A 15111-nucleotide genomic window follows, 5' to 3' on the forward strand; every position below is an offset into this window, starting at 1 on the left:
AATTGATGCAGCGGTATTTACGTTCCAATCAGTCATTTGCAGACATAGCGCAGCACCACATCGCAAATGAGTTCCTTGTGCCGCTCCCGGTTATCTGCATCCGTCAGGTCGATCTGGTGGATCGATGAAAAGGTATAGCGGTTGGACACCCGATAGAAGCAGAACGAGCTCATCATCATGTGCAACTCAAGCGGATCCAGCCCCTCCCGAAAAACGCCCTGTTCTACGCCACGCACCAGAATCCTAGAGATGGTCTGAACAATCGACGAGTTGACTGAGGTAATGGCCTGTGACTGGCGAATGTAATTTCCCTGATGGATATTCTCGATACACACGATCCGAACGAAATCGACATTCAGATCGTGGTAGTCAAACGTGAACTCGACCAGTCGCCGAATCGCTTCTACCGGTTCGAGCGCATCCAGATGCATCTGGGACTCGGTCGAGCGGATCTCCCCGTAGAGCTTTTCCAGCACCGCAGAGTAGAGCTGATCCTTGCTCTCGAAGTAGTAATAGATCATGCGCTTCGATGTTCGGGTGCGCTCGGCAATGGCATCGACTCTCGCCCCGCTCAGGCCGTTTTCCGCAAACTCGGCAACCGCCGCCAAGAGGATTTCCTGCTTGGTTTCTTCGGGGTTGTTCTTTCGTGGCAGTCGGGGAACAGACTGCGTTTTTACAGCATCGGGGCTAAGGGATTCGGCAGCCATTATTGGTTGTGTCATTGGCAGGTTCAAAAACCTTATGGTAGTTGTTGTTATTGGATTAAGGTAGGGCTATGCCACGTAGGGCACAGCCCTACCTTCAAAGACGTCCGGCCGTCTTTCGGGTGCGCGCCTGAGCCATGGCCGCCAGGCGGACCGGCGTATTGGCAGCACCATAGCCACTGTAACTGTTTTTGCGTTGTAGAACTTCGAAAAAGAAGCGATCCGCGAACGGCTCCGTATAAACATGGAACAGCTCGCCTCCCTGTGCGTCCCGATCATAGAGCACATTGTAATAGGCCAACCGGCTCAGGTAGTCATCGTCAAAGCCGTACCGCGCTGAGAGGTCGTCGTAGTAGTTATACGGAATCTCCAATAACGGCACTCCGGCCTCCTTGGCCTGGGCAGCGGCCGCAAAGATGTCATCACATTCGAATGCGATATGGTGGACGCCTGATCCACGGTAGCTCGACAAGGCTCGGGAGATGGCCGTATTACGGTTTTCCGAGATATTGAGCGCCATCCGTATCGACCCGCAGGGACTGCGCAGCGCACGGCTTTTCACCAGACCATAGGGATCCGGCAGCACAACTTCATCGTCAGCCTTGAAATTAAGCAGGCTCTTGTAGAACAGTACCCAGGTGTCGAGGCTGTCTGCGGGTAGAGCCATGGCCACATGGTCAATGGTATTGAGCACATCGTCCGTGGACGAGGCTGCGCTCAGGTTGAAGTCTGTTTCATAGATCGAACGCCCACCAGCGCCAGAGGCCACAAAGTAGATCAGGCCTCCATCCGGTGCACGTACCGCAGGAATCTCACGCTCGTTCGGGCCTACCAGGCCGCGATATGGCTGCGCACCATACTGGCAGGCACGTTCCATGGCCTTTGCGCTATCACTGACCCGCAGGGCCTTGGCACACAGCGAAGGTCCATGAACTTCGAAAAAGTTATGGGCAAACGAATAAGGCTCGGCATTGAGTACGAGATTGGTGCTGCCTTGCCTGAGCAAGGTAACGTTCTTAGAGCGATGCTGCCCGGCCTGAGCAAAACCCAGACGGGTTAGCCATTGCGTAAGCTCTGCACGAAGTGGCTCGTCTACGGCAAACTCCAGAAATTCGATACCGTCAAACTCGAGCGGCGGCACCGGATCGAACAACAGCTCCGGCGCAACCGGATCGGCAGGCGGTTCATTGGCCAGGCGGTTGCGGGTTTGTTCCTCCAGGTAAAGCAAGGAACGGAAACCATCAGCCGCATTGGCCCGTGGAGGTGCTGCGCGAAAACCATCGTTGAATACTTCAAGTGAGAGCGGACCGGTATACCCCGAGCGCAGGATCGGCGCCAGGAAACCGGCCAGATCAAATTCGCCTTGCCCCGGGAAGCAACGGAAGTGCCGGCTCCACTCCAGTACATCCATATTGAGAATCGGCGCATCAGCCATTTGCACAAAAAAGATCTTGTCACCCGGAATACTGGCGATACCGGCAGGATCATCCTTCAATGACAGGGTATGAAAACTGTCCAGCAATACGCCCACGCGGGGGTGATCGATCTGTTGCACAATCGACCAGACCTGATGCCATGTCTTGACGTGCCGCCCCCATGCGAGGGCTTCGTATCCTATGCGCATGCCGCGTGCATCCGCTCGCTCACCCAGCAGGCGAAGGTCATCCACCAGAATAGCCTCCTCGCCTATCGAGTCGACCGCTACGTTGCTGCACACCAGCATCAGATCCGTACCGAGCTCCTGCATCAGGTCAAACTTGCGCTCGGCCCGGTCCAGGTTACGGGGCAAACGGTCACGCGGACACCCCTCGAAATCGCGGAAAGGTTGGAACAATGTGATAGCGAGTCCCAGGTCAGCGCATAATCGACGGATTTCTCGCGGCGTTCCGCCGTAAGTGAGCAGATCGTTTTCAAAAATCTCCACACCGTCGAAGCCTGCGGCAGCAATGGCTTCCAGTTTTTCAGGCAGGGTTCCACTCAAGGAAACCGTGGCGATCGAGCGCTGCATAATCAGTCCCTCTTGGCAGGCATATTGTAGGACCCAGGCCGCTCGGCTGCCCGGATCGGTTTTCTTTGCGCCTACAGCGGTGATAGGTATTAACTCTGGATAGCTTTCACCTTCATAGTGCTCCTTTTATAAATTATTTTGTACTCACTGGTTAGTTTATGTTCGATAAACGAACATATCTGCCTTGCTATTTCAGGTACTGCTGGGTAGCGGTAAGCAAACTTAAACATCGATACACGGTATGGCTCGCCCAAGGGAGGTGATCATGTCCCGGGAAAAAGAGGCAGCCTTCTGGTATTGAACAGATTGACAGGGCTAGCTCTTTTCACATGAGGGCGGCTTTTGTACGTTGGCACTTCCTTCAGGGTTCATGCACGACGCCTTTATGAAAGAAGCAACTCCTATGAAGACTGATGTCCTGCTGTTTACGTTACTGGCTACCTCCTATGAGCAACACGTGGGCAAACGCCTCGTGCCAGAGCCGCTCTCTGGGCAAGCTGCAGCCGATTGGTTGTACTACTCCGCCCCTTTCTGCGTCCTGGCCCATAACGCCGAAAATGACCCTGTGTTCATGTACGCCAACCAAGCGGCGCAACAGCGCTTTGGCTATAGCTGGGAGGAAATTACCCAGCTCCCCTCACGCCTGTCTGCCGGTCCACAGGATCGCGAGGAGCGGCAGCGCTTCATCGATCAGGTGAAGCGCGACGGTTATTCCAGCGGTTATAGCGGTGTTCGGGTCATGAAGAGCGGCCAATGCTTTCTGATACAGAACGCAACGCTCTGGCAGCTCCATGATGCGGAGGGGCGTTATCAGGGACAGGCCGTGCTGATTCCGCAGTCAAAAGACCTGTAGAGGTAATCGGCATTTGCTTTCGGATGTAGACGTTCGGATACTAGGTATCCGTTAATGACTCTCATCTGCATTTATGTCTGCACAGCCTCACGTTTTATTGGTTGAAGATGACCCGGCTCTGGCCGAAGGCATCCAGCAGCACTTGTTGTCCCGGGGCTTTACCCTTGTCCACGAAAGCCGTGGTGACAATGGTCTGGACATGGCCTGTACACAGCGCTTCGATCTGGTACTGCTGGATATCCTGCTGCCAGGACTCAATGGTCTAACAGCGCTAGAAAGGCTTAGAACTCAAAGTGCTGCTCCGGTCATACTTATGTCCGCGCTGGGCGCTGAACAAGATCGAATCACTGGTTTTACACGGGGTGCGGATGATTACCTCCCCAAGCCGTTCAGCCTTGCCGAGCTGGATGCCCGTGTAGATGCGCTTTTGCGTCGAGTCTCCCTGGAGCGGCAGCGAAATATTAACCCACCCGTGGCGGCTCCCGGGCTGCCACACACCGATGATCAGCGACAGGATATCCGTCTGGCGGGCCAATGGGCTGAGCTCACACACTCTGAATACCGACTGTTTACAACGCTGCTAAGGCATCAGGATGAAACACTCAGCAAGGCCTATCTTTACCAAGAGGTCTTCAGTCGCAGCTATACCCGACTTGATCGCGGACTTGATGTGCATGTTTGTAACCTGCGCCGCAAACTCCAGCGTATCCATTGCCAGCGCGTGGTGATCCAGTCTGTCTGGGGAAAAGGTTACGTGGCACGGATACAGCCCTGATGCGCCTGCGTCATTCGCTTTTCTGGAAACTGGGTCTAATGCTGGCCGCCTTCTGCCTGCTATTGGTATGGCTGGTGTGGACGTGGGGATTGCAGGTTGAGCGAAGCAGTTATTTTCTCGACACTTCCGCTCGGGCACTGCTATCCCGTTATGCTGCCGAGGCAGAGCAACTATGGCTGCGAGATCAGAATGCCGAGGCGATAGAAACCTGGCAACGTCAGCTCGAAACTCAGGAAAACACCTGGGCACGGGTGATAGGGCCGGACCTCCGAGCACTTGGTGAGACACCACTGACACCCCAGGAATATGCTCGCCTTACCTTTATGCGCAAGCTGGACTGGCCCATGAGTCGCCGGCTGCAGGATGAGCTCCCCTACGTCAGCATCGAGTTCCCTCTCCATCCCGAGCAGGGTCGCCTGGTTCTTCAACTACCGCAGCGCTTCTTGCCCACAGGGCTCACCCCTTGGACCCATGTCGTGACTCACGGTGTAATGCCGGTATTGTTGGCGCTCGCTCTTGGCCTGCTTCTGTATTGGCATCTAATCGTACCGCTCTCAAGATTGCGCGAGCGTGCTGCAGCCCTTGAAGCAGATGACCTTGAGGTCCCATTAGGTGCGCCGCTGAGCAGACGGCACGATGAATTGGGCGAGTTGGCCCGCGCCTTCGATCACCTGACGCACCGGCTACTGGATCAGATAGAACAGCAGCGCCGACTGCTTCGCGACCTTTCCCACGAGTTACGTACGCCGCTGGCTCGCCTGCGGGTGGCCAGCGACAGTCATCTAGCCTTGCCTCAACTCAAACGTCGCCTCGAAAGTGATGTGCAAGATATGCAGCAACTCGTAAATGACACACTTGACCTCGCTTGGCTGGATACCGAGCGCCCCCGCTTTCATCAGGAGGACGTATCGCTTCTCGGGATCTGGGAGGCGCTGGTTGAAAACGCCTGCTTTGAAAGCGGCTGGGCACCAGACCGTTTGATGTACACGGTGGACCCGACCTGTGTAGTCCGTGTACATATCAATGGCATCATGCAAGCGCTGGAAAACCTTTTGCGTAATGCTATCCGACACTCCCCTTCGAGCGGACGCGTGCAACTGACCGGAGCACGTGAAGGCGCTTACTGGTTGATTCATCTTGATGATCAGGGACCTGGCGTTCCTGAACATGAACTGGAAAACATCTTTCAACCCTTTTACCGGCTCGCAGAAGAACACTCCTCCCGCAGCGGCTTTGGCCTGGGGCTGGCCATCGCGCAGCGAAACGTTCGTCTTCAAGGCGGCGACCTTTGGGCCCGAAATACAGGTCGTGGCCTGCGCATGACGTTGCGCCTTCCTGCTGGGCAAAGTGTTTAGATTGTTAATGCGCTTTACTGGCAAATAGCAATGACTATCATTTGCGCAAACACACCGACTGCGTTCTTATCCCATCAGCGCCAAACGCCCAATGGCAGGCATTTTGCTGCTGGCGTGATACGGAAGTCGTTTCTACAGGAGTTTGCGTATGCCCTCGATTCCCGTCCGCCGAACCCGCCTTGGTCTAGCCGTTCTGAGCTGTCTGTACGCTCATGTTACCGCTCTTCACGCTGAGGAAAATATCACGCAGTTAAACGATGAGGTGGTCCTCGGTACCGCCGAACAGGAGCTCAAGCAAGCGCCAGGGGTTTCGATCATAACCGCTGAGGACATCAAAAAGCGCCCTCCCGTCAACGACCTCTCACAGATCATTCGAACCATGCCAGGCGTCAACCTAACCGGCAATTCCAGCAGCGGCCAGCGCGGTAACAACCGCCAGATCGATATCCGTGGCATGGGTCCGGAAAACACGTTGATCCTGGTAGACGGTAAGCCTGTCGCCAGCCGCAACGCCGTGCGTTATGGATGGCGAGGCGAACGTGATACTCGGGGTGACACCAATTGGGTGCCTGCGGATCAGGTCGAGCGCATCGAGGTCATTCGCGGACCGGCTGCCGCACGGTACGGCAATGGTGCGGCCGGCGGTGTGGTCAATATCATCACCAAGGGCACGACCCAGGAGACTCATGGTTCAGCCACGCTTTACCACAGCTTTCCCCAGCACAGCGATGAGGGCGCAACCGAACGGGCCGACTTTGGTCTTAGCGGCCCTCTTACCGAGACGTTGAGCTATCGCGTCTATGGCAACGTCGCCAAGACGGACTCGGATGATTGGGACATCAATTCGGGCCATGAGTCTACCCGTACCGGTAACCAGGTTGGCACACTACCGGCAGGCCGAGAGGGTGTACGCAACAGGGATATCAATGGGCTGCTCAGCTGGCAGCTTACACCTGATCAGACGCTGGAATTCGAGGCGGGATTCAGCCGTCAAGGCAATATCTATACGGGCGACACGCAAAATACCAACAGCAACAGTTACGTAAAAAACCTGATGGGCCACGAAACCAACCGGCTCTACCGTGAGACCTACGCTGTTACCCATAAGGGTAACTGGGACTTTGGAAGCAGCCTGGCCTATCTGCAATATGCCAAGACCCGTAACAGCCGCATTCAGGAAGGTCTGGCCGGCGGTACAGAAGGTATCTTTTCCGGAAATAATGTAAACACTTCCGTGCTGCGAGATATCACCGCCCATGCCGAGGTGAATATGCCATTGCAGACGTCGGAGGTCGATCATGTGCTAACGCTGGGCAGCGAATGGATCCGCCAGGAGCTTGACGACGCCACATCCACCAGTCAGAGCGTTAGTGAAGGTGGCAGTGTCCCCGGCCTTTCGGGTAGCAACCGCAACAGTACCGCATCGGCAGAAATCTTCTCACTGTTCGCCGAGGACAATATTGAACTCAGGCCAGGCACGATTCTGACACCCGGACTGCGCTTCGATCATCATGATGTAGTTGGCGACAACTGGAGTCCCGCACTCAACCTCTCACAAACACTGACGGATACCGTCACGCTCAAGGCAGGTATCGCCCGCGCCTACAAGGCGCCGAACCTCTACCAGCTCAATCCCAACTACCTGCTCTATAGCCGTGGTCAGGGTTGCTATGGACAGAGCACAAGCTGCTATCTACAAGGTAATCAAGACCTTAAGGCCGAGACCAGCATCAACAAGGAGCTGGGACTTGAATACCAGCATGACGGCGTTGTCGCCGGTTTGACCTACTTTCGTAACGACTACAAAAACAAAATCGAGTCCGGCCTGAACCCTACAGGGCGTGCGAACGGTGGTACCGGCAGCTACGCCAACTCTAATATTTATCAGTGGGAAAACATCCCTAAGGCATTGGTAGAAGGCCTTGAAGGTACGCTTACGCTGCCGCTGTCCGAGGACGTGACCTGGCGTAATAACTTCACCTATATGCTGAGATCCAAAAACAAGGAGACCGGGGACGTACTGTCAGTGACACCCAAGTACACCCTTAACTCCACCTTGGACTGGCAGGTGCAGGAAGACCTTTCACTTCAGCTCAACGTGACCTGGTATGGCAAACAAAAACCCAAGAAGTACGATTATCAGGGTAATCGCGTAACAGGCTCGTCCAACAACCAGCTCTCGCCCTATGCCCTTGCAGGTCTCAATGGCACCTATGCGCTAACAAAGAACGTCAGCGTGACGGCAGGTATAGAGAATCTGTTCGACAAGCGCTTGTTCCGTGAGGGTAATGCCCAAGGCGTCAATAACATTGCAGGTGCAGGGGCTGCTACCTATAACGAGCCAGGCCGCACCTTCTTCTCCAGCGTAACCGTTTCGTTCTGACCGTCAGCCCCGCCGCGTAATAGCTCCGCAGCGGGGCCAGGATTGACCTTATGCGTATCCCAATCATACTGGCGGCGGTGCTGGCATGCCTTGTCAGCCTGCCCTCACTGGCCCGGCCTAATCTTGAAGAACCCATGGACAGCCATATCCTGTCGCAGTCTAGCCTTCCCTACGGATTCAGCGACTTCCACCTACGAAGTCAGGATGGAAAGCGCGGCTACCATATCTGGATCGCTACGCCGCATCGGCCTGTTCCCGCGTCCGGCTATCCGTCCCTGTTTCTGCTGGACGGTAATGCTGCCCTCGGAGCATTGAGCGAGGATAACTTGAAGCAACTGGCAGAAGGTAGTTCGCCTGTTCTGGTGATTATTGGACACGACACGCCTCTGCGATTCGACCCGGACACGCGAAGCTACGATTTTACTCTGCCTACCCAGGCGCTTGGACCGACCCACGATAGCCTGACCGGCTCGCCAACTGGCGGAGCTGACCATTTTCTAGACTGGCTGGACCTTACGCTGGCGCCTGAACTGGCAAAGCGGGTCATGCTTGACGCCAACCATAAAGCGATCTGGGGCCATTCGTATGGTGGGCTCTTGGTACTGCATGCCCTGTTAACGCGTCCCGGCAACTTCCGGTCCTACTATGCGGCCAGTCCTTCGCTGTGGTGGGGTAACGGCCAGCTCTTGCAAGAAGAAGCCGGCTTTGACAAACGCCTCGCAGATACCTCTGTATGCCTCTTTGTCTTGCGTGGTAAAGACGAACCCGCCTATCCGTCCAGGCTGCCGGCGGAATCGGCATCTCGGGTAACCACTTCCACAGCAGAAGCACTTACTATGCGGCTGGTTCAGACCCCGGGGGTGAGCGGTCAATACCGTGAGTTTGAGGGGCTAGGCCATGGCGCGATGTTCAACCGATCGCTGAGCTGGACACTGACGCATTATTCAGCAGGTAATGCTTGTAACTGACGAAAGGCGCTAGCTAATAGGTATGAGGCTAGGGTTTGCGTCTTCAAGATAACACCAGATCTGGTTGGTACAGCATCGCCAACCAGATCCGTAGGTATTCCAACACCAAGTACGCCACTAAGCACCCTGCCCCCAATTCATTTCCAGCCCGCCATCAATCGTAAAGTTCTGACCGGTGACGTAGTCGGACTCAGGGCTGACCAGATATAGCGCCAGCTCGGCAATCTCCTCAGGATAGCCGGGACGCTTCCAGGGAATATTGGGCAGCTCTTCCTCGCGCTTCTGGGGATCGTCGACTCGAGCCTCTGTCATCGGGGTTCGGATAAGCCCTGGCGCAATAGCGTTCACATTGATCTTGAGCGGCGCAAGTTCCAGCGCAAGGCTGCGCGTCATGGTAAGAAGCCCACCTTTGGCAGCGCCATAAGGCACATTGTTGGGGCTGGGGATTGAGTCATGAACAGACGTGATATTGAGGATCTTTCCCTGCCCACCGACCTGCTGGCGGCGCCGGATGAACTCACGGGCACAGAAAAACGGCCCGTATAAATCGGTTTTGATCACCAGATCGAATTCCTCAGTAGTCAGTTCGGTAATGGGTTTGCTTTTGCCCGTACCGGCGTTATTAACCAGAATATCGGGTGTCCCCAGCTCCTCGTCCACTGCCTTGAACAGGGCCGACACACTGTGTTCGTCTCTGACATCCACTTGCCTTACCAGACCGCGGCCCCCTGCGTTGCGGACTTGCTCGAGGGTGTCCTGAGCACCCTGCTGATCGGAGTGATACGTGATCGCCACATGAGCACCTTCCCGCGCGAACACGGCTGCCATGGCCTTTCCCATACCCGAATCAGCACCGGTTATAACTGCGATTTTACCTGCCAGCTTGCTCATATCGTCTCCTTATGGGTGGGTTGAGATGTATGAGGGCCATACCCTCACGGCTATTACGATGGACCGTGTGTATCCCACCTCTACTGCCCCACTCGTCAGGCAAAGGAACAAGGCACCTACTGGAACCGCCATTTTGACCATGGTGTCCCCATTAGAGAGAGGCTGGCTTCTGTTATGAGGTTTCTGCAATGAAAGCGCCCCACCGTCTCGAAGCGTATGACAAAGTCACCGGCAAGGCCTGCTACACGGCGGATCTTGCCCATGGGCCGGTAGACGGACCACTGGCTCATGCAGCCGTGGTTCAAAGTACGCAAGCAACAGGACGCATTGAGGCTATCGATACGGCCGCCGCGCTTGCACTGGAAGGGGTGCACTGTGTGATGACGCACCTGGACGCGCCAAGACTCAAACCCGTTCATACCCTGCCAGGTGGAGAGCTGACGCGTTTTCAGCCGCTCCAGGATAGCCGGCTGCATTACAACGGGCAGCCTGTTGCGCTGGTGATCGCTGACACTGCTGAGCAGGCACAGCGCGCCGCTGCCTGTGTAACAATACGTTATGCAGCCCCCGAGCAGCCGCCCTTACTGGTTTTGGATGAACAAAAGGCCGAACGGCCACAAATGGTGGGGGTCGGAGAGCCTGGCACAACGGAGCGAGGCGATCCGGATACCGCCTTTGCAATGGCCGAGCAGACATTCGAGCAGGTCTACGAGACGGCTTCTCACCATCACAACGCCCTGGAGCCTGGCGCCGCAATCGCTGCGTGGGATAGCCATGGGCGACTGACACTGTACCTTGGCACGCAATATTCCTATGGCGATGCATATGGCTTGGCTCAGGCCTTTGACATGGGCCTGCAAAAGGATTTCATGGAGGTCATGAAAACCGGCTCACCTGAAGAGGCATTACGCGACAAGGTCCGGATAATCGTGCCCTTCGTGGGTGGCGCCTTTGGAGGCAAAAAGGGTAATGTTCACCCGCTCTTGGCGGCCATGGCGGCAAAGCGGACCGGGCGACCCGTCAAGCTTGCCCTGACACGACGCCAGACCTTTTCCATGATGCCCTATCGCGGGGCCACGCGGCAGCGGGTCCGTCTGGGCGGCGGGAAGGATGGCCGATTACAGGTACTGATGCAGGACGCCTTGATCCAGAACTCCACTACATCTAACTTCATCGAGCCCGTTGGCGAAATGACGCCCAAGCTCTACGCCTCTAAGCATCTGCGCACGCAGCATAAAACCGCGCGGCTCGACGTTAATGCCCCCAGCTGGATGCGTGCGCCTGGCGTGGCGGTAAGCCAGTTCGCGATCGAAAGCGCTATGGATGAATGGGCTTATCAGCAGGGTATCGATCCTCTGGAGGCCCGCCTACGTAATTATGCTGACCAGGAACCGCAGAGCGGTCATGAATGGTCAAGCAAATCCCTCAAGGACTGCTATCAGGCGGCGGCTGAACGTATTGGCTGGCAATCACGCGATCCTCGTCTGGGTGCACAGCAGGAGGGCCGATTCAAGGTCGGCTACGGCATGGCGACGTCCATTTACCATGTCGCGCAGATGGCCGCTTGCGCCCGTATGCGGATAAGGGCAGACGGAACAGCGGTCGCCTCCTCGTCAACCCATGAGATCGGTCAGGGCAGCGCCACGGCCCTGTCACAACTTGCCGCCGAAGCGCTGGGGCTGCCGTTGGGCAGTGTCACACTGGAATGGGGAGACACACGACTGCCCTACAGCTCATTGACGGCCAGCTCGTCGACAACCCTGAGTCTTGGCGCAGCGCTTCACGCCGCAGCCGATGCGTTGCGCCTGAAGCTGGGTACGCTGGCCAGTACAGATCCCGCCTCGCCGCTTCATATGACAAACCCGGCAGAACTGAAGCTCCAGGAAAGCGGCCTTGTTTCACAGACAGGTCGCCAGGAGTCATTCGTATCGTTACTGACGCGTCACCAACTGGATTACCTTGAAGCCGAGGCCGGTACCGCAGATCAGATCAATCCACCCGAGGTAGGACGCGCTGCATTTGGCGCACAATTCGTCAAAGTGCTGGTAGATCCGCAACTGGGTACTCTCAGGGTTGAGCGTCTGGTAGGCGCCTTTGGCTGTGGTCGCATCGTGAATCCAACCCTTGCCCATAGTCAGCTCTTGGGCGGAATGGTATGGGGGCTGGGACAGGCATTGATGGAAGAGACGCGTCTTGACCGGCACAACGGCCGCTGGATGAATGCAGACCTCTCCGAGGCTTTGATTCCCACTCAGGCAGATGTGCCGGATCTGGATATCATCATGATTGAAGAAGATGACCGCCGCGGCCATCCCCTTGGCATCAAGGGTCTTGGCGAGATTGCTGTCGTTGGCGTAGCCGCTGCTGTCGCCAACGCCATTTTCCATGCAACGGGACAGCGGATTCGAACCTTACCCCTAACCTTGGATAAGCGGCTTATTCTGTAAACAAGCTACCAGCCGATAACACTGTCAGGCTTGTCATAGGCGCTCAGACTTGCCCTGCCGGCGTATCAGCAACCGCACGAGGGGGCGTCGTATCAATCACGGGAGAGAATCCACGCACTCGTGTCGGCGCTGGCTTGAGGAACAAGGCAACCAACCAGCTGGCCATGAGACTTAGAACGGCAGGAAGCGCATGATCCGCTTGCATAAAGGCAAAGCAGGCGGCGATACCCAGCCAGATAATAACGTAGTAACGCATAATGACTTCCTCACCAAAGTGGACTTCGAGGCCATAAGCAACAAGGCGAGCGGATTTTTCCCTAAAGTGAGACCTATGTCCAAAGATATTTGTAGACCCGCCTCCAATTCGAAGGTAGAGGCGGTCAGCTCCTGTTTTGACTGACGCCCCTTACCCCAAATGCTCAAATTTCCCAGACAATATTCATCGATACATTGCGGCCAGGTTGACTCAGGCGTTCGATATTGGCTGGCGCCAGCATTCCTCCCTCTCCGGTTGTGTCATAACCTCGTAGGTCATCCCACAGCCAGTATTTCCTGTCGGTGAGGTTGTAGAGTCCAGCGTTGACCGTGAGATCGCGGGTGAGCTTGTAGTAAGCCGTAAGATCCAGTACGCCAAACCCCGGCGTGCGAAACTGCGTACTACCGTCGGCAGCGTGATAGCGCGCGTCATCGACACGCTTCTTGCGTTGTACCAGTGTCCAGTCGAGACGACCGCCATATTGACCTGCACGATCGTCGTATCCGAGGCTGAAGACCCCTGTCAGCGGACTCACGCTATTGAGCGGCTGACCAGTGTCATCGTTGCGGCCCCAGGCGTAGGCGATGGTGCCTTCGCTGTAGGCGCCCTCAGGCAGGCCAACGGTGTCCAGTTCCAGATGCCCTTTGGCTTCGGCGCCTTTGATCGTGGCATGACTGATATTGCTGGACTGGAAAACAGCATAACTGCCCCCTCCGCCCAAGGCATCCTCTTCAATAAAATCGCGATATTTGTTATAGAACACCGCGACACTGAAATTGCCCTGATCGAAGTGTCCTCTAAACCCCAACTCAACGCCACGGCTGGTTTCCGGATCAAGGTCGGTATTGCCCACCACTTGGTAACCTGCGCTTTCATTGGTGAAGTTGCCATATAACGCTTTGGGTGTTGGTGTGCGGAAGCCCTCGGCGTACTGGCCGAAGGCACTGTAATGATCATTGAAGCGATAGGTCACGCCTAGTTTTGGTGAAACGTGGTGCCAGCTCTTTTCGCTATCATCGAAAGCCGTACCGCTGGCCAACCCGGCGAGATAGGCTGTATTGGCATCCGGCTTCAGCGTCGTATGGTCATAGCGTAACGCTGGCAGAAAGGTCCAGGCCCCTATATCGATCTGGGCCTGAACAAACGTTCCCCAGGTGTCCACCGCAGGCGATGGAAAATCGCTGGCATAAAGATTAGCCACACCACGGTTGGATGTCCCTGTCCGCAAGCCGTTGACCTCCTGGTGCTCATAACGCAGTCCATAAGTTACCAGATGCTCGCTCTCGCCCATGGCGAAATGCTTGTCGAGTTTGTTATCGAATGCCCAAGTATGCTCTTCATACGTGGTCTTACGGTAATAGCTGGCGCTGCTATTGGGCTGGTAAGTGCGCTGATCCGTCCCACCGTTTTGGTAGCTGAGCAACGTGGTCCAACGATCAGCGAAGCCGGTAGTCAGGCTCAGTGCGTTTTCCAGACTGAAGCGCTCTCGTTCCTCTACATCAACGACATTACGTCCCAGATAACTGCGCGTCTGTACGCCGAAAATACGGGTCGGTGCACTTTTGATATCACCGTCCAAACGTGAGCGATAATGCTCATAGGTCAATTGCAAACGGCTGCCGTCACCGTAGTGATAGCCTAGTTTCGCCAGCACGTTGTAGCTGTCGTGATCCTCCGGGTTGGCTGCGGTACGGCTGCTACCGAGTCCATGATGGCCCCCATACGACTCCGTTTCGTGCCCACTGCGCTTGCCATAATGCACCAGCGCATCGAAATCGCCGGTCCGGCCTGCCACTGTACCGGAGGTCAACCAACTACGATCAGCGGAGCTGTATCCTGTCTTGAACCGGGCACCATAGTTCCTACCCTCTCTGAGCAGATCTTCTGGATCAAGCGTGAAGTAGCTGACAGCACCACCGATGGCATCACTTCCATACAGAGCAGAAGCCGGGCCACGCAGAATCTCTACCCGCTTGACAAGGTCGGGATCAACATAATTTCGCCGGGTATTGGCATAAGGACCAAACGCATACGCGTCCGGTACCGTCACGCCATCAATCTGGGTCAAGACTCGGTTGCCGTCGATCCCCCGGATATTGAAACCGTTAATGCCAGCTGCGTGCCCTGTACCTCCTACACTGACACCCGGCTCATGCCGCACCAGATCCCTGATGGTATTGATATTTTCCCGGTCTATATCCGTCTGTTCCTTGACCGTGACGGTAGTGGGAACGGCGGTAATCGGCTGTTCGGTAAAGGTTGCAGTAATGGTAGTGACTGGAAGAGCGCTGGCGCTTTCGGCGGCGGCTGTAAAGCCAGGTGTCAGGCACAACAGGACAATCCACGGGCGAAGCGGAAACGGCGGAGACATATTCATAGAGGGCTCGGTGTTGTTTAATGCATTTGATAATCATTACTATCCGAGCGATATCTGTAAAGCCAAAGATGAGAATTAATATCATCTCTATTGT

At 55.8% G+C, this 15111-nt stretch carries 11 protein-coding genes; 6 read left to right on the forward strand and 5 right to left on the reverse strand.

Features of this window, described 5'->3' with window-relative positions:
- Nucleotides 1–32: 32 nt before the first annotated feature.
- Nucleotides 33–707, reverse strand: coding sequence for a TetR/AcrR family transcriptional regulator (locus tag AC4LF3_RS21770; RefSeq protein ID WP_019364568.1), 675 nt, complete (start codon nucleotides 705–707; stop codon nucleotides 33–35).
- A 94-nt stretch (nucleotides 708–801) separates the two neighbouring features.
- On the reverse strand, nucleotides 802–2712 hold the full coding sequence (gene quiC, locus AC4LF3_RS21775) for a 3-dehydroshikimate dehydratase QuiC (RefSeq protein WP_491836721.1): 1911 nt from the start codon (nucleotides 2710–2712) through the stop codon (nucleotides 802–804).
- 385 nt (nucleotides 2713–3097) lie between these two features.
- Here quiC and AC4LF3_RS21780 point away from each other — a divergent pair, with 385 nt between their 5' ends.
- From AC4LF3_RS21780 to AC4LF3_RS21800, 5 genes are all read left to right on the forward strand, one after another.
- Nucleotides 3098–3565 (forward strand): MEKHLA domain-containing protein, encoded by a 468-nt coding sequence (locus AC4LF3_RS21780; RefSeq protein WP_083603107.1) that lies wholly within the window; start codon nucleotides 3098–3100, stop codon nucleotides 3563–3565.
- A gap of 73 nt (nucleotides 3566–3638) precedes the next feature.
- Complete coding sequence (locus AC4LF3_RS21785) at nucleotides 3639–4340, forward strand: response regulator transcription factor (protein WP_010798909.1); 702 nt, start codon at nucleotides 3639–3641, stop codon at nucleotides 4338–4340.
- Nucleotides 4340–5695, forward strand: a complete 1356-nt coding sequence (locus AC4LF3_RS21790; RefSeq protein ID WP_491836722.1) for a histidine kinase sensor domain-containing protein — start codon at nucleotides 4340–4342, stop codon at nucleotides 5693–5695. The genes AC4LF3_RS21785 and AC4LF3_RS21790 overlap by 1 nt, the downstream gene beginning before the upstream one ends.
- A gap of 148 nt (nucleotides 5696–5843) precedes the next feature.
- Complete coding sequence (locus AC4LF3_RS21795) at nucleotides 5844–8078, forward strand: TonB-dependent siderophore receptor (RefSeq protein WP_010798907.1); 2235 nt, start codon at nucleotides 5844–5846, stop codon at nucleotides 8076–8078.
- Nucleotides 8079–8128: 50 nt separating this feature from the next.
- On the forward strand, nucleotides 8129–9046 hold the full coding sequence (locus AC4LF3_RS21800; RefSeq protein ID WP_491836723.1) for an alpha/beta hydrolase: 918 nt from the start codon (nucleotides 8129–8131) through the stop codon (nucleotides 9044–9046).
- 117 nt (nucleotides 9047–9163) lie between these two features.
- On the opposite strand, the gene AC4LF3_RS21805 is transcribed toward AC4LF3_RS21800, so the two are convergent.
- Entirely contained in the window at nucleotides 9164–9937 is a 774-nt protein-coding gene (locus AC4LF3_RS21805) for an SDR family NAD(P)-dependent oxidoreductase (RefSeq protein WP_010798905.1), read from the reverse strand.
- A 188-nt stretch (nucleotides 9938–10125) separates the two neighbouring features.
- On the opposite strand from AC4LF3_RS21805, the gene AC4LF3_RS21810 reads away from it, so the two are divergent.
- The gene (locus tag AC4LF3_RS21810; protein WP_491836724.1) at nucleotides 10126–12384 is read left to right on the forward strand and encodes a xanthine dehydrogenase family protein molybdopterin-binding subunit; all 2259 of its coding nucleotides are present in this window, start codon (nucleotides 10126–10128) and stop codon (nucleotides 12382–12384) included.
- Between the two features lie 43 nt (nucleotides 12385–12427).
- Here AC4LF3_RS21810 and AC4LF3_RS21815 read toward each other — a convergent pair whose 3' ends face one another.
- Entirely contained in the window at nucleotides 12428–12640 is a 213-nt protein-coding gene (locus AC4LF3_RS21815; protein ID WP_010798903.1) for a hypothetical protein, read from the reverse strand.
- Nucleotides 12641–12803: 163 nt separating this feature from the next.
- Entirely contained in the window at nucleotides 12804–15017 is a 2214-nt protein-coding gene (locus tag AC4LF3_RS21820) for a TonB-dependent hemoglobin/transferrin/lactoferrin family receptor (protein WP_491836725.1), read from the reverse strand.
- Between the last annotated feature and the right edge of the window lie 94 nt (nucleotides 15018–15111).

Source organism: Pseudomonas sp. C2.3V (assembly GCF_058536325.1).